This is a genomic window from Crassaminicella indica (genome assembly GCF_019203185.1).
Lineage (GTDB): Bacteria > Bacillota > Clostridia > Peptostreptococcales > Thermotaleaceae > Crassaminicella > Crassaminicella indica.
Map to the genome: position 1 here is coordinate 1,492,031 of NZ_CP078093.1, position 19,866 is coordinate 1,511,896.

Sequence of the window (19,866 nt, forward strand, 5' to 3'; positions counted from 1 at the left end):
AATGAAGACTGTAGCCTTTAGAGCAGATGGTGGTCAAAATGTAGGTATGGGTCATGTAATGCGTTGTCTGTCGCTTGCGAAAGAGTTTAGAAGAAATGGATATAAAGTATATTTCATAAGTAAGCTTACAGAAGGAATTAAAAAAATAGAAGAAGCAGGATTTGAAGTAATAAAGCTTACTAGTAAAGGAAAAATTAGTTCTAAAGAATTTTATTATGGAGATATAAAAGAATTAAAAAAAGAAGCAGAAGAAATGATTGATTTCAATAAAAAGTATAATATAGAAATACTTTTCATTGATACTTATAATGTAACAAAAGAATATTTTTTAAGCATAAAGCCATATGTAACTAAATTAGCCTATATAGATGATGTGAATAAATTTGTTTATCCAGTAGATATTTTGATTAATGGTAATATTACTGGTGAATATATGGATTATAAGAAATATTCAGAAGATGAAATTATGCTTTTAGGACCTAAGTATAATCTTATAAGGGATGAATTTAGAAATCTTCCAGAGCGAGAAATAAATAAAGAAGTAAAAGAAATAATGATAACTACAGGTGGATCTGATCCTCATAATATGAGTACTAAGTTGTTATACATGTTATTGGAAGATAATAAAATTGGTAAGCTGAGATTTAATGTTATAGTAGGAAATGGATTTATAAATAAAGAAGAACTAAGTAAAATCAGCAAACAAAACAAAAACGTTGTACTGTATGAAAATGTAAAAAGAATATCTGAAATAATGCTTAGATCTGATATAGCAATATCTTCTGGAGGTAGTACGTTGTATGAGTTGTGTGCTTGTGGAACGCCAACCATGGCTTTTATATTGGCAGATAATCAAGAATTTATTGTTGAAAAAATGGATGAATATGGTTATGTTAAGAGTTTAGAATGGTATAATAAAATAGATAAAGATATATTCTTAAGTAAATTGAAATCATTAGTATTTGATTATAATTTAAGACAAGTTATAAGTCAAAAGGGACAAAAACTTCTTGATGGAAATGGTGCTAGTAGAGTTGTGAAAAAAGTAAGTAAGAGTTAAATCGTAGATATATAGGAATACCAAAATTTATATGAGATAATGTTTTTATAAAAATTATGGAGGTGTTATCTATCTTTTTTGAAATCGACAACTAAATATTATAAAGAAATAATAAGAAATACCGATACATTAATAAGAGGATAAAAGATAAAAAAATAATAAAAGGAGCTGATCCTATGGATATTGCAGCTATGTCAACAATAATGAGCCAAGAGAAGGTTATGCAGCAGGCAAGTTTATCAGTAATGAAAATGGCAATGGACACATCGAAGTCACAATCTGTTGAATTAACAAAAATGATGGAACAGTCAGTAAATCCTCATGTTGGTGGGAACATCGATATAAAGTTATAGGGGTTAGGATGTTATACAAATGAAGAGTTAGAAAAGTTATTTAGAGAGAATAAGAAGCTCTTGGGGGTAATGCTCCAAGAGCTTAACTGTTACCTAGACATCTCCACAATCATTTTTTACTCCCCAAATGATCCCTTGATTATCTATAATATAAATATTATAATCTTGGTCACTTGAAGGAAATTTTTTTATATCACTCATGATTTTAACCGGTGCTTTTGAACCCGCTTTTTTTTCATCCCATAATGTTCTATCAGCACCTACAAAGACTTCATTATTTTCTGTTAAAATATATAAATGATGCTTTTCCGCTTGAGTAAAGGTATATAAAGAACAAATATCTTTTACATGATCAAAAATTTTAACAGGATTATTTTCTGTCTTTGCATCATTATTGATATAAGTACATTCCATTTCGTTAAGTCGTACTCCCCAAGCCCATAATTCTCCATTTTTTTTGATGGCATAATGAAATTCTTCAGGAGTTAGATACAATTCTTTCACATCGTCTAAAACTTTTTTAGAAGGGTTTCCAACTAAATCCCAAAGTTCTCCGTTTTTCTTTAATACAAAATTATTAAAGTCTACATCCGTATAAACTTTCTCTACATCATCCATGATTTTCTTAGGAGCATATACAGGGGTATTGTTACCATCTTCTATTTGATAGTTGGAGTTAGATCCATATCCCCAGAGCTCATTATTTGTCTTTAAAATAAAAACATTACTTCCATCAGTACTTACACTTTTTACCCCATCTAATATCTTTTTAGGTGTATAACAAGGATCAGTAGATCCATTTCCAAGTATTGCTTCACCTAAAAATCCATGATTATCTCCCCAAGTGAAAAGATCATCATTTTCTAATATTGCATAACTAAGTCCATTCCATAAACAAGCTGTTTTGACATGCTCTAATATTTTTACTGGTTTAAGTACAGGATCACAATGTCCTACTCCAAGCTTGCCTCTTGCATTAAAACCACATGCCCACAATTCTCCATTTTCTGTAATATAAGCTGTGCCACCTTGATTAGGAACTGTCGCTTTAACGTGATCTGCAAGCTTAAAAGGTTCCTTTCGATCTATAGTAGTTCCATCTCCTAACTGACCATATTTATTATCTCCCCAAATCCAAAGTTCTCCATTTTTCTTAATAGCTTTGATATTAAATCCTCTATTAAAAGATGCTGTTTTAACATTCGTTAATACCTTAACTGGCTTCTCATTGCCTCTAATTGTAAAAAGATCTCCATTTTTTGATAAAGCTAATGCTTGACCTCTATCCATATCTAGAATTTTCATATTATCTTCAATGGGTTTTAAATTTATTTTTCTAGTATCTTGTTCAGCTGCATAAGACGTATCAATGGACATATCTTTATTACTTTCACTATACGTGAAACTTAATAAAGTAATGATACAAAGACAAATCCCTATGATTTTTTTAATCATCTTATCCCTCCTCGGTTTTAAACGCTGATAAGATTATAGCATAAAAAAGGAATTACCATGTTATAATATGGTAATTCTTTATAAGTTTTATTTTATGGATGATGTTTTGCAATAACTTGTGCATTGGTGGATATAACTCTCCACGGATCATAAAAAACACAACCATGATTAGCACGTTTACCATTAAAATAATATCTGTTATATTTGTAAATTGTACCATCTTTGTCTAATGACTTTTCAAACGGAGTATGTTTATCATTTGCTGAATATCCATATGGGTTTGTTGTATTACCTGTGTAAGTATTGGGGCGAAAAAGGGAAATGCCCACCTGTGGTAAGATAGTTGTCGTAGGAGAGAATTTATGATATTCTCGAATAAAGATAAAAAAGGGTTGCCTGTTAAGGTGGAAACTTAAATATCAAACCTCTCATGAAGCCACCTCTTAATGTCTCGGTGGTAGTTCACTAATTGTAAAATAAATATTAATTGCTATTATGAAGTAAATATTAATAATTCAGAGGTGAGTAATTTTGGAAGGTAGAAATCTAATTATGAATTTAAAGAAAAATCTAGAAAGGGAAAAAGAATTCGAAAATCCAGGAGGAGGAATATCAACAATCAAATCAATCACAGAAAAAAGCATTGTGTATATGAGGGGAAATTCTAGGTTTTACTTAAATTTTTCAGATATTGAACAAGCTTATAGTTATTTTAAAGGAAAGATATGCACTACAAATGATTTAAAGGAGTATAAACCTCAAATATTTGATTCCAAGCATAAAGGACATAGCTGCAATTGTACTTTTTTCTTTTTATTATTAAAGCATTTGGATCTAATTGAGGGAGACATTCAAGGGAGTGGAAGAAGAGGAAATCCATTCTACATAAAAATTAAGTAAATTTAGGTTAAAGACCAGCTATTAAACGAGTTAGAGTTAATATTTCTACCACTTATGAGTAGTAAGAGAGAAAAGCTAGAGGTACTTAAAGAAGCAGTTGAAATAGAAAGCCAGTTAGATATGGATATAAGCTTAAAGGAAAAGGTAATAGCAATGACGCTTGTGGCTAGTGATAAGATTGTGGATAGAGAAGAGTTAGAGAAAATATGGGAGGTGGTTAGGATGTTTAAATTTATCGAATTTGCAGAGAAAAAAGGTATGGAAAAAGGTATAGCACAAGGAATAGAAAAAGGTATAGCACAAGGAATAGAAAAAGGCATAGAAAAAGGGAAAATAGATATGATCAAGAAACTTTTATCTTTAGGAGCGAATGAAGATATGTTGATGGAAGCATCAGGATTGTCTTTAGAAGCGATAAAGAAAATAAAGGAAGAAATAGATAAAGAAAAGCATTAATGACAGGATAGATTTCCTGTCATATTTTTTGAATAATTATTGAAAATTTATACAGAATTTAATTTGGAACAATTTACAAAAAATTATGGGTGGTGTATTGATTTTTAATGAATGTAATATATGATGTGACGCTTCGTTTTTATTGAGGCCTTTTTACATAAACATATCTAATAGAATGCCACGAATATCATCTAATTTTTTGACAATTTTAATACGATCCACTTCTTGACTTAAAAAATCATTTGTAAGATCTGCAAGAGCTTTGTCTACCTGTTTAACTTGTGAAAAAACACGATGGCGACCTCTTCTATCTAAAAAATTTTCCTTTGTAAAAACATGAGAATTTGTTACAACAATATTTAAAAATTCCTTTACAAGTTTTTTGTAATCTAATAAATCCTGTATGTATAATCGATCTCCAATTTTTTCTGACTTTTCAACGATCTTATCATATATTTTTTTTGCATGCTCTTTTACTTCATCTGATTTAATCTTTTCAAATTTTTCCATAAATGTAGTTTGAATGCTTAATGCTTTTGCTTTATTGACAGGAGTATTTTTTTGTATATTTGGTGTTTGTATAGGTTGTATTGTATTCAAAAAAATCACGACCTTTCTTTCGACACTTCCTATTTAATATTATCGGCACTATATTAAAAAATTGTTAGTGGGATTTATTATAAAGAAAGATAGAAAAAATGTCGATATATACAAATAGGAAATAGAAAATAGGGAGATAGGAATAATGAATGGTTTGATGCATTTAAACTTTGCAAGTGTGCAGAAGGCGTATGGTGGGACGATAAAAAAGCCTTTTTCTGTGAATGGGATTTTATTAGGAAAACAGAAAAATAAAGTACAAATAGATGTCGGAAATAAGAAGATTGTAGAAGCAGTATTAAAAGATCGTATAAACGAACGTGTAGGAGATCGAGTTTTTATTGATAAATCTCAGATTATTTCCATGAGAATTTATGATAAATTAGAAGATAGTCAAGCTTTAGATATAGATCAATATGCAGAAATACTAAAGGGCTATGGAGTAGCTGTAAATGAAGAATCGCGAGGGGCAGTAAAGGAGCTTGAGAAGTTTGATATTCCTTTTAGCAGGGAATCTATTGAAACCCTTATCATGTCTAAACGATATATGGAGGTAATTCATCAAGAGTTAAATCATGATACAGCTGTTAAGCTGCTAGATAAGGATATAGATATAGAAAAGGATTCTTTGGAAAAGGTTGCAAATGCTATTAAGGAAATCAAGGAAGAAGAAAGTAATGTATCCCCTTGGAGACTTTTTAGTAAAGATAATGAAATGACTACAGAAGAAGCTGAGAGAATAGCAAAAAGTATTTATGGAAGTGCTATGGGAAAAGACATTATTGATATTATAAAAGCATTACATAGAGCAAAAGCTGCTGTAAATAAGAAAAATATAGAACGGATTTATGATATATTTTATAGGCTTGGAAAGCTTGAAGGAATGCAGGACGAAGATTTTGTAAATATTTATAAGGAAGGTATAAAGCCTACTATTCAAAACTTATATAATGCAAAATATCATGTAAAAAAAAGTGTTGTACCTTCAAATGGAGAAGCTTCAAGGTGGGCAGTAAAGAATTATGAAGAATATGGGATAAAGCCTATAAAAATTACGAACAGAGATTTGAAATTAATAAAGGAAAAAATTATATCGCATTTAAAGGAAATAGGAATACAGCCTACAAAAGAAAATGTAAATTTGGCTAAGCTTTTTATAAAGATGGGAATTTCTCTAACAAAAGAAAGCATTGAGCAAGTTTCAGGGGTAAAGGAAGCTTTTAATACATTAATGAAAAAATTTGATGTAGAAAAAGCATGCAAAATGCTTAAAGGCGGTTTGGATATTGAGAAGCAAGATATTAGAAGATTAACTGTAATGAATCAATTTGGATTGTTTTCAAAAAAAGTAAATGATCTTTCTCAAGAAGTATTTGTAAAGGGAATTAATAAAATTACCAATATGAATCAGATTTTTGATAAAGTAAGTACATTGAGCTTTCATCAAATTTCTTTTCATTTATCAAAGGGTATTCCTTTTACGATAAAAAATATCAGTAAAACTTATGATAAATTAAATGAAGTAGATTCAGTTAAGAATATTACTTTAAAAGATGAAGCAAGAATTAAGGATTATGTAAAAGCTAATGAAGAAAGCTTAAAAATAAAAGCTGTACCTCAGGGAATGATAGCGGCCTTTGATGCTGGAAAAGCACTTTTTACAAATGGATTAAGGGTAAGTACTGTAAATATTAAACGTGTTTTTGATATATACGGGAAGTATAGCAGAATAAGAAGAAAATTATCTCCTCAGATGATAATGGATAGTGTACAAGAGGGAAAAGCTTTAGAAAATATGACGTTAAAAGAATTAGATGAATATGCAGATGATAAATTAAAAGCTGAAAAGCTAAGTGAAAATGTAAAAAGAGATGTGTATATTCAAAGAATGAAAGGGATGCAAAAATTAGTAAATTCTTTTTCGTCAATGGGTGAAGAAAAAAGAAGTATATTGCCTTTATTGATAAAGAATAATATGCCTTTTTCGCTAAGAGAAATAGAAGGTATTTCTTTGTTTTTAAGAAATCAACAGCAGATAGGGCATAAAATTGGTGAGATGGTTCAGTTGATAGGTCAAATACATGATCCTAACTTTAGAAAAGCTATTCTAAAGCTAGATAAATTATCAAGGAAAATGTCTCAGAGGTTAAAGAATGGAGAGTTAGAAGGGGATAAAGATTACCAAGAATTGATCCAGCATTTAGAAAGCATGGAAAAAGAATTTAATGATTCAGAAGAAAAGGATCAGTTAAAAGAGCATATAAAGCACCTAAAAACCTCTATGAAAATTCAGAAGAAGCTTAAGACATTTCAGTTTCCTGTATTGATGGGAGATAAATTTAGGAATCTACAAATATATGTACAAGATAGTGATTTCTTGAAAAAGCAAAAGGAAAAGTCATTGACTATGCTTATGAATCTAGATACAAATAATTTAGGTCAGCTACAGATAGCAATGAAGGTAGATAAGGGATATGTAGATTTAACTATAGGTGTTCCTGAAAAAAGTAGTGTAGCTTCATTGAAAAAACAGCTCCCGTATTTAAAAACAATGCTTGAAGAGATAGGTTACAAGCTTAGAGAGATTACATTTGATGGGATAGAGAAGCATTATATTTTAGAAGGAAACAACCAAAGCAAGGGAAAGCAAAGGGGGATTTTCACCTTAGAAATATAGGGGGAATATGAATGTATAAAAAATTCAAAATCAATGAAAGGCTTATTCAAAAAGCATATTTTTTAGATGATACAGCTTTTAATGATATAAATGAAGAACAACATAGCTTACAATTAGAGGATCAATTTCCTAATGAGTTTTACAAGGTTTTAGGTAAAGTATTGACTTTTGTTGAGAAAGCTGATGAGTAGGAAAAATGTATTTTTTCTATATAAAGTAAGTATAAATATGAGCCGATAATGTAGATATAAGCTAAAATAGAGGAGGTATTTATATGAAGATCGATGGAGTAATGAGCATAAGCAATCAATATCAATTTATGGGAAATGATTTAGGAGCAGACAGAAATACAGAAGAAGCAGTACAAAATACAGAAGCTGCTCAAAGCAAAAGGGAAAACTTTCCTGGAGAACATCAACTGATAGAGGCTATAGAAAAATCAAATAAAGATTTAAAGCTAGATAATACAAGCTTGCATTTTTCAATTCATGAAAAAACAAAGCAGATCATGGTAAAGATTATTGATAATGAGACAAAAGAAACGATTCGAGAAATCCCATCAGAAAAAATATTAGATATGGTAGCAGCGATGATGGAAAGGACTGGACTATTTGTAGATCAAAAGGCATAATTATTTAAAATGAAAATGGTATGAAAGGAAGTGAGATGATGGATAGATTAAGAATTACGGGGATGTCTGGTATAGATACAGAAAGCATGGTTACTCAGTTAATGCAAGCAGAACGAATGAAGGTAGATAAGCAGTATCAAGCGAAGGAGCTTAATAAATGGAGACAGGAACAATATAATGATGTAAATAAAGAGCTTGCTAATTTTATATTGGATGTTACTAAGGAATTTGGAGTAAATAGAAAAAGCTATGGTTCGATGATTCAAGATATTTCATCTTTAAGCTGGGTGAAAAAGGCCAGTAGTTCTAATGAAGATATATTTACAGCAAAAGCAACTGCTAAGGGGATAACAGGAACACATAGCGTAAAGGTTAAACAGCTAGCAGATGGAGTGAATGTAGCTAGTGTCAGTGAAGTTAAGGCAGGTACTGATAAAGCAACTAAAGATACAAAATTAAGCGATCTAGGAGTAGCAGTAGGTAATATAAGCTTTAAGATAAATGGAACTGAAATCACACTAGATAATACAGGTGATGATAAAACTATTGATGATTTAGTAACTGCAATAAATAGTGCAACAACAGCTAGTGGAGACTTATTAGGGCTTCAAGCAAGCTTTGACGATCAATCAGGAAGATTCTTTTTATCTACTAAAGAAACAGGGGAAAATGCACAGATAAAAATAACAGATGATGTTGAAAACTTATTTACTGGAGCTAATAATAAATTTAATATGGCTGTTTATACAACGATGGAGAAGGTTTCAGAAAGTACTGCTGCAGTAGGTACTGCTACAAATGCAAGTGCTTTATCTTCATTAAGCATCGCTGATGGAAGCATAAGACTTAAATTGGGAGATAAAGAAGCTACAATTTCTTTTAATGCTACTGATACAATTGAACAGTTGGTTGAAAAGATAAATAATTCAGGGTTAGGGATTACTGCAAGCTTTGATGATACTACTCATAAGCTTAATTTAAATGCTAAAAATCAAGTAATAACAGTTTTGGAGGATACTCAAGAATTATTTACAGGAACAAATAAGTTTAATATGTCTACATCTGATGATTATTTAGGAGGTAAAGTAGGTCAAAGTGCTATTATAGATTTTGATGGGGCAGAAAATATTGAATATGATTCTAATCAATTTACTATTAATGGTATAGAAATGGATTTAAAATCTGTATCAGCAGATCCTGAAAATGATACATTTAAAGTTAGTGTAGATACAGATGTAGATGCTGTTTATGATAAGATTAAATTTTTTGTAGATAAATATAATGAATTAATAGATAAATTGAATAAAAAAATATCTGAAAAGAGATATAGAGACTTTAATCCTTTAACAAAAGAACAAAAAGAGGCTATGAATGAAAATGATATTAAGCTTTGGGAGGAGAAAGCAAAGAGTGGTCTTTTAAAAGATGATGAAATCATTAACCGTACTCTTCAGAGCATGAGAAGTGGATTGTATCAAAAAGTTGAAGGGCTTACAGGTCAATTTAGTCAATTAACACAAATTGGGATAACTACAGGAGAATGGAAGGACAAAGGAAAATTAGTCATTAGTGATGATCCACAAAAAGGATTAAAAGCAGCTATCAAAAAAGATGTAGATGGTGTATTAGAGCTTTTGTTTAAACCTTCTTCTATTATAAAAAGTGATGCTACTCTTACAAAAGATGAAAAAGATACTAAGAGAAAAGAATCAGGGATTATAAATCGTTTATTTGATGATCTTGTAACAGGAATGAAAGATATTGTAAATAAATCAGGAACAGGAGATAATGCATCATTATATAGAGATGTAAAAAGTAACATACTAATAGATTTTGTTACTAAGATGGGTTCTATCAGTAATTTGGATAAAGATATTTTTAGTATAGAGAAAAAAATTAAAGATGAAGAAAGAAGATTGAAAAGCGTTGAAGAAAGTTATTGGAGAAAATTCACAGCTATGGAAAAGGCATTAAGCCAAATGCAATCTCAAAGCTCATGGCTAGCGGGACAACTAGGCGGTATGTAAAAATAAAGGAGTTGGTTAATATGGCAATACGTAATCCTTATAGTGGATTTAATCAATACAAGCAAAATAACATTATGACAGCAACACCGCAGGAGTTGACGTTGATGCTTTATAATGGAGCTATTAAATTTGTGAATCAAGCTATTTTATTTATAGAACAAAAGAATGTGCAAAAATCACATAATGCTATTATGAGAGCTAGTGATATTATTATAGAATTAAATGCTACATTAAATATGGATTATGAGATTTCAAAGGGATTAAGACCTATTTATGATTTTTTAGTGGAAAAACTGACAGAAGCAAATATTAAGAAGGATAAAAAGATACTAGAAGAGATTTTACCGATTTTTACTGATTTGAGGGATACTTGGAAGCAGGCTATGGAGCTTGCTAAAAAGAAATAATGAGGCGATTTTATGGATAAAAAACAAATTATTGATGAGTTGATCAATATTTCTAAAAAAAAGGAAGAAGCTTTAAAAGAATTATTGGATTTAACAAAAATACAAGAAGCTTTGATAAATAATCAAGATTTAGAAAACCTAGCTGAAGTTATAAATAAAAAGCAGATGATTATGAAAAGTATAGATGATATTGATATGCACTTTTTAGGTATTTACAATCGCTTCAAAAAAGCATTGGGTATTAGAGCTATAGAAGATATAGATACATCGAAATATCCTGCTTTAAAGGATTTAAAGTTAAATATCAGCAATATTATGATATTGCTTAAGGCTATTGAAGATATAGATAAGAGGAATAATTCTCAATTGCATGCAGCATTTGACAAAGTAAAAGAAGATATGAAGAAATTAAAAGCTAAGAAGCAAAGCTCTAAAATTGCATCAAGCTATCAGCGAAAATATGCAGCTGTACAAGGTGTATTTATTGACCATAAATAAGGTAGATACAATATTTTAGATATTGATAAAAGCATAAAAAACGTGTATAATACTAGATGCATAGTTTAGGTCTGTGATTGAAAGTCCATGCCAGTCGCAGGCAAAGGGACCCACGTAAGGCAGTTTTAAAAATGAAACTGCTGATCATGGTGCGGCTTAGAGGTAAGTCCTGCCAGATATATTCTGAGAGAAGTAGTAGTGATGGCAACCCCAGAGCGAACCTTCCAGCAGGCGAGTGTGGGGGCAAAGATCAGGTCAGCTAACTATGTACATAATCCTTGATAAAAAGATCAAGGATTTATTTTTTTATAATAAATTTACAGAAAAATATAGAATATTTTGATATAAAACTACATATAATAATAAGTTGTAAAAATAAACTGCTGTTTAAGCATGAAAAAAGGAATAAGAAAAATGGAGAAAAATAAGTAAATTATATATAAATGCATTACAATTTATGCCACTAAGCGTCAAAAAAATACTTGTCCACTAAAAATACACAACTTTTTCCACAGATAGATTTATTGAAAAATGACTTATCAACAGTATTATCCACACTATCCACAGAAAAACATTCAACACTTTTTCAACTTGTGGATAAACTGTGTTAATATATCTGATATATAACACAAATAGATATTTTTTTTAGAAGAATGTATATAAAACATATAATTTTTAGAAAATTCTGTGGATAAAATAGTGGATACTGTTGAAAAGTTTTAGTAGTTGAGGGATAAATAACGCCATGGCACAATCAGTCATGGCAGTTTTTGTGATTGATTGTTGATGTTTTATTTTGAAATTATTCATCAATTCATTTAAGAGATACATCCATTAAAACAAGGGTTGATTTTGAGAAATAGATCAATGATGATTGGTTATGATATAATAATAAGTAATAACCTTAAATTAGAGGAGAAAAATTTATGAAGAAAGTACCGATAGGAATAAGTGATTTTAAAGAGTTGATAACTGAAAATTATTATTATGTAGATAAAAGTTTATTTATAAAAGGAATCATAGATGATGGAGCAAAGGTAATACTGCTTCCAAGACCTAGGCGTTTTGGAAAGACACTTAATATGAGTATGCTTAGATATTTTTTTGAGAAAAGTGATGAAGATAATAAATATTTATTTGAGAATTTAAAGGTGAATAAGTATAAAGATATAATGGGTATGCAGGGGAAATACCCAGTCATTTATCTAACCTTTAAAGATGTAAAAGATACAAAATTTAAAAAATCCTATGAAAAAGTAAAAGATATTATATCTGATGAATATGATAAATTTAGATATTTACTAGAATCTGAGTACTTAAGTGATGTTGAAAAGATTTATTTCAAAAAAGTGCTATATAAAGAAGCTTCTCAAGGTGAATATGAAATGAGCTTAAAAAATTTAAGCAAATATTTATATAAACACTATAAACAAAAAATAATTATTTTGATAGATGAATATGATGTTCTTATTCAAAGTGGATATTTAAATAACTATTATAGTGAAAGTATAGAATTTATGAGAAATTTTTTAAGTGGTGCTTTAAAAGATAATATATATTTAGAAAAAGGAGTAGTAACTGGAATATTAAGAGTTGCGAAAGAAAGTATATTTTCAGGACTTAATAATTTAAAAGTTTGTACAATGCTAAACGAAGATTATAGCAGTAACTTTGGTTTTTTAGAATATGAAGTGAAAAAAATTTTAAAATACTATAATATAGAGTATGAAATTGATGAAGTTAGAAATTGGTACAACGGATATATATTTGGAGAAAATGTAATATATAATCCATGGTCAATACTTAGCTATGTAGATAACTACAAAGAAGGATTTAAAGCTCATTGGGTAAATACAAGCAGTAATGATTTAGTCAAAGAAATTCTTACAAGTTCAGGAGAAGCAGTTAAAAAGGAACTCGAAGATTTAATGATGGGTAAAGACATTATTAAAATAATAAATGAAGATATATCGATGAAGGATATAGATAAAAGTGCAGAAAGTGTATGGAGTTTTTTACTTTTTAGTGGATACTTAAAAGTTGTAAGGAAAAAGCGTAAAGAAGGAAGACTTTATTGCAATTTAAAAATACCAAATAAAGAGGTATTATATTTGTATGAAGAAATAATTATGATGTGGTTTAAGGAAAATATAAATAATGAAAAATTCAATTTGATGTTAAAAAGTTTAATAAATAAAGATATAGAAACATTTGAAGACATATTAGCTGAATTTGTATTAAGTAGTATAAGTTATTTTGATGTATCTGGTGATGATAGTGAAAAGGTATATCATGCATTTGTTCTTGGGATGCTAATAGCACTTTCAAATGAATATGAGGTTAAATCAAACAAAGAAAGTGGATATGGAAGATATGATGTAGCATTAATTCCAAAAGATAAAAATAAACTAGGGATAATTATGGAGTTTAAAAAAGTAAATAAAAGAAGAAAAGAAACTTTAGAAATAGCTTGTAATAATGCATTAAAGCAAATAAAAGAAAAAAATTACAAACAGGAATTATTAGATAGAGGAGTTAGAGATATAATAGAGCTTGGGATTGCTTTTGAAGGAAAAGAAGTTTTAGTAGTTGAGGGATAAATAACGCCATGGCATAATTAGTCATGGCAGTTTTTGTGATTGATTGTTGATGTTTTATTTTGAAATTATTCATCAATTCATTTAAGAGATACATCCATTAAAACAAGGGTTGATTTTGAGAAATAGATCAATGATGATTGGTTATGATATAATAATAGGTAATAATTTTAAATTAGAGGAGAAAAATTTATGAAGAAAGTACCGATAGGAATAAGTGATTTTAAAAAATTGATAACTGAAAATTATTATTATGTAGATAAGAGTTTATTTATAAAGGAAATAATAAATGATGGTTCGGAAGTAATACTTCTTCCAAGACCTAGGCGTTTTGGGAAGACACTTAATATGAGTATGCTTAGGTATTTTTTTGAGAAAAATGATGAAGATAATAAATATTTATTTGAGAATTTAAAGGTGAATAAGTATAAAGATATAATGGATATGCAGGGGAAATACCCAGTCATATATCTAACATTCAAAGATATAAAAGATGGAAATTTTCAAAAGTGTTATGAAAAAATGAAAGAAATTATATCGAAAGAATATTCAAGACATAGGTATTTGATAGAAAGTCAATTTTTAAATGAAGAAGATGAAATATATTTTAAAGACATATTATATAAGAGAGCATCTCAAGTTGAATATGAAACAAGTCTTAAAAATTTAAGTAAGTTTTTAAGTGAATATTATAATCAAAAAACAATTGTGTTGATAGATGAATATGATACACCAATACAAAGTGGATATTTAAGTGGATACTATAAAGAAATAATAGAATTTATGAGAAATTTTTTGAGTGGTGCTCTTAAAGATAATGAGTATTTGCAAAAGGGAGTTCTTACTGGAATATTAAGAGTAGCAAAAGAAAGTATATTTTCAGGACTTAATAATTTGGAAGTTTTTACTATATTAAAAAATAGCTATGGTGATAAATTTGGTTTTTTAGAAAGTGAAGTAGAAGAAATATTAAAGCATTATAATATAGAATATGAAATGGATGAAGTTAGAAAATGGTATAATGGATATATATTTGGAGAAAATGTGATATACAATCCATGGTCAATACTAAATTATGTAAAAAATCATGAAAATGGATTTAGACCTTATTGGGTAAATACGAGCAGTAATGATTTAGTAAAAATAGTATTGACAAAAGCAGGAGAAACAGTAAAAAAAGAACTTGAAGATTTGATAAAAGGAAAAGCTATTGTAAAACAAATAAATGAAGATATAGTGATGAATGATGTAGAAAATGGATCGGAAAATGTATGGAGTTTTTTGCTTTTTAGTGGGTATTTAAAAGTTATAAATGAAAATTTAAAAATGGGGAGAAGTTTTTGTACATTAGAAATACCAAATTTTGAAGTGAAATATCTATATGAAGAAATAATATTGTCTTGGTTTAAAGAAAGTATTAATAATGAAAAATTTAATTATATGCTAAAGAGCTTGACAACAGGAGATATAGAAACATTTGAAGATATATTTAGTGAGTATATAATAAAAAGTGCAAGCTATTTTGATATAGAGGAAAGTGAAAAATTCTATCATGCATTTGTGCTTGGAATTTTAGTAGCGTTAAATGAGGAATATGAAGTAAAATCAAATAGAGAAAGTGGATATGGAAGATATGATATAATGATAATACCTAAAGATAAAAGTAAGATGGGTATAATAATAGAATTTAAAAATGTAAGCAAAAGAAGAAAAGAAACATTGGAAATTGCAGCAGATAAAGCAATAGCGCAAATAAAAGATAAGAATTATAAACAGGAATTATTGGATATGGGAATTGAAAACATAATGGAGCTAGGAATAGCATTTGAAGGAAAAGAAGTTTTAGTAGTTGAGGGATAAATAATGCCATGGCATAATCAGTCATGGCAGTTTTTATAAATTAAGAAATCAATAAAAGAGAATCATTACAAGATTTTTATTTAGTTCTCTAAAAAACAAGATAAATTTTTCAAGCAAAACTACATTTTTATGGTTAAATAGTTGTTTGAGAGGTTTTTAAGTGGGTAAAATATAAATATAAAACTTGTCCAAATGAAAAAATAGATAATTTTTCAAAATGGAGGAAAAGTATAAATATATATGGAATAGTAATATACTAAATGAATTTTTAGTATTGGTTACAATTTTGAGTTAATTCTTTTAACTCATGGATTATATTTGCTGGAAGGAGCTGAAGTATATGATAGTGAAAGTAAGTGGAAAAAATTTAGAGATTACAGATGCATTAAAGGACATGGTAGAAGGGAAATTAGAAAGATTTGGAAAATACTTCAAGGAGGATACAGAGGCTCAAGCGACATTAAGTGTAGAAAAAAATAGACAGATTATTGAGATTACAATACCTATCAATGGAACTATCCTTAGAGCAGAAGAAGCTACTGAGGATATGTATTCATCAGTAGATAAAGCAATTGATAAATTAAAAAAACAGATTCAAAAACATAGAACAAAGCTTGAAAAGAGAAATAAAGGGCATGATACTATTCGATTTGAAAATATTCCGACTTTAAAGGATACTTTTGATGAAGAATCGCATATTGTAAAAACTAAGAGATTTCCAGTAAAGCCTATGGATGCAGAAGAAGCAGTATTGCAGATGGAGCTTTTAGGACACAACTTCTTTGTATTTACGAATAGTGATACAGATGATGTAAATGTTGTATATAAAAGAAAAGATGGAAATTATGGTTTGATTGAACCAACATACTAAAAAATCAGGGTAGCGAAAGCTACCTTTTTTTTATGGAAATATGATTATTAAGTAAAATAAATATTTGTAAAAATTGTTATTTTGGATTACTATATGTATATATGAAAAAAATGGAGGAAAAGGTAATTAAGAATCAAATACTATTAAAAATGGGCTTCTGGGGAGTGGTGTAAATTGTTAATGGTAGGGACAATTATAGGTTTTATTTTGGGAAAAATAAGAGGAGGTAAATTAAGAAATTTGAAGTTTTTGCATATACGATTGTGGCCTTTACTTATTCTTTCGTTGTTGATGCAAGTTGTTCTAATTTTTTCTGATAAAGTTCCTTTGTTGATTAAATATAGCACGTATGTTTATAGTTTTTCATTAATTTTAGCAGTAATTGCTTTGGTGGTGAATATAGATAAAAAAGGATTTTGGGCAATACTTATAGGTGTAATACTAAATTTAATACTGATCTTTATTGATCCTGCAAAACTGCCTGCATTTTTATCTGTTTTGAACTTTCGTATTGTTATTCCAAAATATTATATTTTATCAGATGAATTAGGCATAGGTGATATGTTTGTCAGTTTAGGAATGCTTTTATTTATACATGGGGAAATGCTTAGAAGTAGATTTGGACAAAGACCTACAACAATGATAAAATTTCAATATAAAGGGAAACAATAAGGAAGGACAGAGGTTCTTCCTTTTGTAATCGTTATTTAATTTGCACCATTGTTTTATTGTGTTAAAATGGAAATTGGAGTATGATTCACTCATTTGGAGAGGATGATGAAAATGAAGCTTTTAGAAAAGATATTTGGTAGCTTTAATGATAGAGAGGTAAAAAGGCTTTTTAAGATAGTTGATAAAATAGAAGCTTTTGAAGAGAAGATTAAGAAATTAAGTGACGAAGACCTAAAAAATAAAACAAATGAATTTAAAGATTTATTAAGTAAAGGAAAAACATTAGATGATATACTTCCAGAGGCTTTTGCAGTAGTAAGAGAAGCAGCTTTTAGAACTTTAGGCATGAGACACTTTCCTGTACAGCTTTTAGGAGGAATTGTCCTTCATCAAGGAAGAATTGCAGAGATGAAGACAGGAGAAGGTAAAACATTGGTTGCAACAGCTCCGGTGTATTTAAATGCCCTAGAAGGGAAGGGAGTACATGTTGTAACTGTAAATGATTACTTAGCAAAGCGTGATATGGAATGGATGAGCAAAGTATATAATTTCTTAGGCTTAACAGTAGGCTGTATTGTTCATGGAATGAGCAATGAAGAAAGAAGAGCTGCATATAATGCAGATATTACTTATGGAACAAATAATGAATTTGGGTTTGATTATTTAAGAGATAATATGGTGTTATATAAAGAGGAAATGGTGCAAAGACCTCTAAATTATGCTATTGTGGATGAGGTAGACAGTATTTTAATTGATGAAGCTAGAACACCTCTTATTATTTCTGGAGCAGGACAAAAATCGACAAGACTTTATCAAATTGTGGATCAATTTGTAAAGACTCTAAAAAAAGAAGAGGATTATGTAATAGATGAAAAAGCGAATACAGTAGTGCTTACAGATGAGTCAGGTGGAGGTGTTGAAAAGGCTGAAAAGTTCTTTGGTCTTGAAAATTTAGCAGATTTAGAAAATATGGAAATATCACATCATATAAATCAAGCATTAAGAGCTCATACTATGATGAAGAGAGATAAGGATTATGTTGTAAGAGACGGAGAAATTATTATTGTTGATGAATTTACAGGAAGACTTATGTTTGGTAGAAGATATAGTGATGGGCTTCATCAAGCAATAGAGGCAAAGGAAGGCTTAGAGGTACAAAGAGAATCAAAAACTTTGGCTACTATTACTCTTCAAAATTATTTTAGAATGTATAATAAATTAGCTGGTATGACAGGAACAGCAAAGACAGAAGAAGATGAATTCAGGCATATATATAATATGGATGTTGTTGTGATTCCAACTAATAAGCCTATTCAGAGAAAGGATTTACCTGATTCGATATATAAAACAGAAGAAGGAAAATTCAAAGCAGTAATAAATCAGATTGTTGAAAAACACAAAGTTGGTCAGCCAGTTCTTGTAGGTACTATATCTATAGAAAACTCTGAGCTTTTGAGTAAGATGTTGAAAAGACAAGGTGTTCCACATGAAGTGCTAAATGCAAAGCATCATGAAAGAGAAGCAGAGATAATATCACAAGCAGGAAGACTTGGAGCTGTGACTATTGCTACTAATATGGCAGGACGTGGTACAGATATTGTTTTGGGTGGAAATCCAGAGTTTATGGCAAAAAAAGAAATGAAAAAGATGGGATATAGTGATAATGTACTATCTATGGTTACAAGCTTTTCCCATACAGATGATGAAGAGATTATAAAAGCAAGAAAGGTATATAATGACCTTTATAGTGAAATCAAAAAGACTACAGATGCTGAACGCGATAAGGTGTTAGCAGTAGGAGGACTTGCTATTCTTGGTACTGAAAGACATGAATCAAGAAGGATTGACAATCAGTTAAGAGGTCGTTCAGGACGTCAGGGAGATCCAGGTTCGTCACAGTTTTTTATATCTCTTGAAGATGATTTGATGAGATTATTTGGGAGTGAAAGAATACAAGGTGTTGTAGAAAAATTAGGAATGGAAGATGATGAGCCTATTGAAGCTAAAATTCTTTCAAAATCAATAGAAAGTGCACAAAAAAGAGTAGAAGGTAGAAACTTCGCTATAAGAAAGCATGTTCTTCAATATGATGATGTTATGAACAAGCAAAGAGAAGTTATGTATAAAGAAAGAAAAAGAGTTCTTGAAGGAGAAAATTTAAGAGAGCATATTATGGGGATGCTTTCAAGCTTAGTAGATAGTGCTATTGAAAATTATACGGCTGAAGCTAAATATCCTGAAGAATGGGATTTAAAAGGGTTGGAGGATTATCTAAAAACAATATTCCTGCCAAAGGGAAGCCTTCAGTTTGATGATTTAGAAGAAATGACAAAGGAAGATTTAAAGATAAGAATAATGAAAATAGCAGAGAATTTGTATCAACAAAAGGAAGAAGAAGTTGGACCAGAAAGAATGAGAGAATTAGAGAGAGTAATTCTACTTCGAATTGTAGATACAAAATGGATGGATCATATTGATGCTATGGATCAATTAAGACAGGGGATTAGTCTTCGTGCTTATGGACAGGAGGATCCAGTAAGAGCTTATCAGATGGAAGGCTTTGATATGTTTGAAGCTATGATAGCTAGTATTCAAGAGGATACATTAAAACATTTATTTAATGTAACAGTTCAAACAGAAACAGAGAGAAAACAGGTTGTAAAGGTAACAGGAACTAGTGGACCGGATGCACCTGTAGGAAAGAAACCAGTTACGAAGGAAAAAAGAGTGGGAAGAAATGATCCTTGTCCTTGTGGAAGTGGGAAAAAATATAAAAAGTGCTGTGGCAAATAATTATAGAAA

The 19,866-nt window shown here is 29.6% G+C and carries 17 protein-coding genes; 15 read left to right on the forward strand and 2 right to left on the reverse strand.

Annotated features, from left to right (window positions below):
• Position 1: 1 nt before the first annotated feature.
• Positions 2–1,060 (forward strand): UDP-2,4-diacetamido-2,4,6-trideoxy-beta-L-altropyranose hydrolase, encoded by a 1,059-nt coding sequence (gene pseG, locus KVH43_RS07190; protein WP_218281882.1) that lies wholly within the window; start codon positions 2–4, stop codon positions 1,058–1,060.
• Between the two features lie 191 nt (positions 1,061–1,251).
• Positions 1,252–1,413 (forward strand): YjfB family protein, encoded by a 162-nt coding sequence (locus KVH43_RS07195; RefSeq protein WP_338028330.1) that lies wholly within the window; start codon positions 1,252–1,254, stop codon positions 1,411–1,413.
• 93 nt (positions 1,414–1,506) lie between these two features.
• Here KVH43_RS07195 and KVH43_RS07200 read toward each other — a convergent pair whose 3' ends face one another.
• Positions 1,507–2,868 carry an RCC1 domain-containing protein gene (locus tag KVH43_RS07200; protein WP_218281884.1) on the reverse strand — a complete coding sequence of 454 codons (1,362 nt, stop codon included), beginning with the start codon at positions 2,866–2,868 and terminating at the stop codon, positions 1,507–1,509.
• 531 nt (positions 2,869–3,399) lie between these two features.
• Between KVH43_RS07200 and KVH43_RS07205 the strand changes: the two genes are divergently transcribed.
• Positions 3,400–3,768, forward strand: coding sequence for a hypothetical protein (locus KVH43_RS07205; protein WP_218281885.1), 369 nt, complete (start codon positions 3,400–3,402; stop codon positions 3,766–3,768).
• A gap of 54 nt (positions 3,769–3,822) precedes the next feature.
• Complete coding sequence (locus KVH43_RS07210; RefSeq protein ID WP_218281886.1) at positions 3,823–4,224, forward strand: RpnC/YadD family protein; 402 nt, start codon at positions 3,823–3,825, stop codon at positions 4,222–4,224.
• 153 nt (positions 4,225–4,377) lie between these two features.
• Here KVH43_RS07210 and KVH43_RS07215 read toward each other — a convergent pair whose 3' ends face one another.
• Positions 4,378–4,824 carry a YaaR family protein gene (locus tag KVH43_RS07215; RefSeq protein WP_218281887.1) on the reverse strand — a complete coding sequence of 149 codons (447 nt, stop codon included), beginning with the start codon at positions 4,822–4,824 and terminating at the stop codon, positions 4,378–4,380.
• 145 nt (positions 4,825–4,969) lie between these two features.
• On the opposite strand from KVH43_RS07215, the gene fliK reads away from it, so the two are divergent.
• The 11 genes from fliK (at position 4,970) to secA (ending at position 19,857) form a co-directional block, all read left to right on the forward strand.
• The gene (gene fliK / locus KVH43_RS07220; protein ID WP_218281888.1) at positions 4,970–7,501 is read left to right on the forward strand and encodes a flagellar hook-length control protein FliK; all 2,532 of its coding nucleotides are present in this window, start codon (positions 4,970–4,972) and stop codon (positions 7,499–7,501) included.
• Positions 7,502–7,512: 11 nt separating this feature from the next.
• Positions 7,513–7,692, forward strand: a complete 180-nt coding sequence (locus KVH43_RS07225; protein WP_218281889.1) for a hypothetical protein — start codon at positions 7,513–7,515, stop codon at positions 7,690–7,692.
• 83 nt (positions 7,693–7,775) lie between these two features.
• Positions 7,776–8,132 carry a flagellar protein FlaG gene (locus KVH43_RS07230; RefSeq protein ID WP_255547704.1) on the forward strand — a complete coding sequence of 119 codons (357 nt, stop codon included), beginning with the start codon at positions 7,776–7,778 and terminating at the stop codon, positions 8,130–8,132.
• Positions 8,133–8,170: 38 nt separating this feature from the next.
• A complete protein-coding gene (gene fliD / locus KVH43_RS07235; RefSeq protein WP_218281890.1) occupies positions 8,171–10,159 on the forward strand; it encodes a flagellar filament capping protein FliD in 1,989 nt (662 codons plus the stop codon).
• A gap of 20 nt (positions 10,160–10,179) precedes the next feature.
• On the forward strand, positions 10,180–10,566 hold the full coding sequence (gene fliS / locus KVH43_RS07240) for a flagellar export chaperone FliS (RefSeq protein ID WP_218281891.1): 387 nt from the start codon (positions 10,180–10,182) through the stop codon (positions 10,564–10,566).
• Between the two features lie 12 nt (positions 10,567–10,578).
• Entirely contained in the window at positions 10,579–11,064 is a 486-nt protein-coding gene (gene flgN / locus KVH43_RS07245) for a flagellar export chaperone FlgN (protein WP_218281892.1), read from the forward strand.
• Between the two features lie 926 nt (positions 11,065–11,990).
• Positions 11,991–13,664 (forward strand): AAA family ATPase, encoded by a 1,674-nt coding sequence (locus tag KVH43_RS07250; protein ID WP_218281893.1) that lies wholly within the window; start codon positions 11,991–11,993, stop codon positions 13,662–13,664.
• 189 nt (positions 13,665–13,853) lie between these two features.
• A complete protein-coding gene (locus KVH43_RS07255; protein WP_218281894.1) occupies positions 13,854–15,521 on the forward strand; it encodes an AAA family ATPase in 1,668 nt (555 codons plus the stop codon).
• Positions 15,522–15,861: 340 nt separating this feature from the next.
• A complete protein-coding gene (hpf, locus tag KVH43_RS07260; RefSeq protein ID WP_218281895.1) occupies positions 15,862–16,392 on the forward strand; it encodes a ribosome hibernation-promoting factor, HPF/YfiA family in 531 nt (176 codons plus the stop codon).
• 180 nt (positions 16,393–16,572) lie between these two features.
• Entirely contained in the window at positions 16,573–17,064 is a 492-nt protein-coding gene (locus KVH43_RS07265) for a DUF5317 family protein (protein ID WP_255547846.1), read from the forward strand.
• Positions 17,065–17,169: 105 nt separating this feature from the next.
• Positions 17,170–19,857, forward strand: coding sequence for a preprotein translocase subunit SecA (gene secA / locus KVH43_RS07270; RefSeq protein ID WP_218281897.1), 2,688 nt, complete (start codon positions 17,170–17,172; stop codon positions 19,855–19,857).
• The last annotated feature ends 9 nt before the right edge of the window (positions 19,858–19,866 follow it).

Coding starts and splice junctions, on each gene's coding strand:
- pseG (WP_218281882.1), top strand. CDS start 2: ATGAAGACTGTAGCCTTTAGAGCAGATGGTGGTCAAAATGTAGGTATG.
- KVH43_RS07195 (WP_338028330.1), top strand. CDS start 1,252: ATGTCAACAATAATGAGCCAAGAGAAGGTTATGCAGCAGGCAAGTTTA.
- KVH43_RS07200 (WP_218281884.1), bottom strand. CDS start 2,868: ATGATTAAAAAAATCATAGGGATTTGTCTTTGTATCATTACTTTATTA.
- KVH43_RS07210 (WP_218281886.1), top strand. CDS start 3,823: ATGAGTAGTAAGAGAGAAAAGCTAGAGGTACTTAAAGAAGCAGTTGAA.
- fliK (WP_218281888.1), top strand. CDS start 4,970: ATGAATGGTTTGATGCATTTAAACTTTGCAAGTGTGCAGAAGGCGTAT.
- KVH43_RS07225 (WP_218281889.1), top strand. CDS start 7,513: ATGTATAAAAAATTCAAAATCAATGAAAGGCTTATTCAAAAAGCATAT.
- KVH43_RS07230 (WP_255547704.1), top strand. CDS start 7,776: ATGAAGATCGATGGAGTAATGAGCATAAGCAATCAATATCAATTTATG.
- fliD (WP_218281890.1), top strand. CDS start 8,171: ATGGATAGATTAAGAATTACGGGGATGTCTGGTATAGATACAGAAAGC.
- fliS (WP_218281891.1), top strand. CDS start 10,180: ATGGCAATACGTAATCCTTATAGTGGATTTAATCAATACAAGCAAAAT.
- flgN (WP_218281892.1), top strand. CDS start 10,579: ATGGATAAAAAACAAATTATTGATGAGTTGATCAATATTTCTAAAAAA.
- KVH43_RS07250 (WP_218281893.1), top strand. CDS start 11,991: ATGAAGAAAGTACCGATAGGAATAAGTGATTTTAAAGAGTTGATAACT.
- KVH43_RS07255 (WP_218281894.1), top strand. CDS start 13,854: ATGAAGAAAGTACCGATAGGAATAAGTGATTTTAAAAAATTGATAACT.
- hpf (WP_218281895.1), top strand. CDS start 15,862: ATGATAGTGAAAGTAAGTGGAAAAAATTTAGAGATTACAGATGCATTA.
- KVH43_RS07265 (WP_255547846.1), top strand. CDS start 16,573: ATGGTAGGGACAATTATAGGTTTTATTTTGGGAAAAATAAGAGGAGGT.
- secA (WP_218281897.1), top strand. CDS start 17,170: ATGAAAATGAAGCTTTTAGAAAAGATATTTGGTAGCTTTAATGATAGA.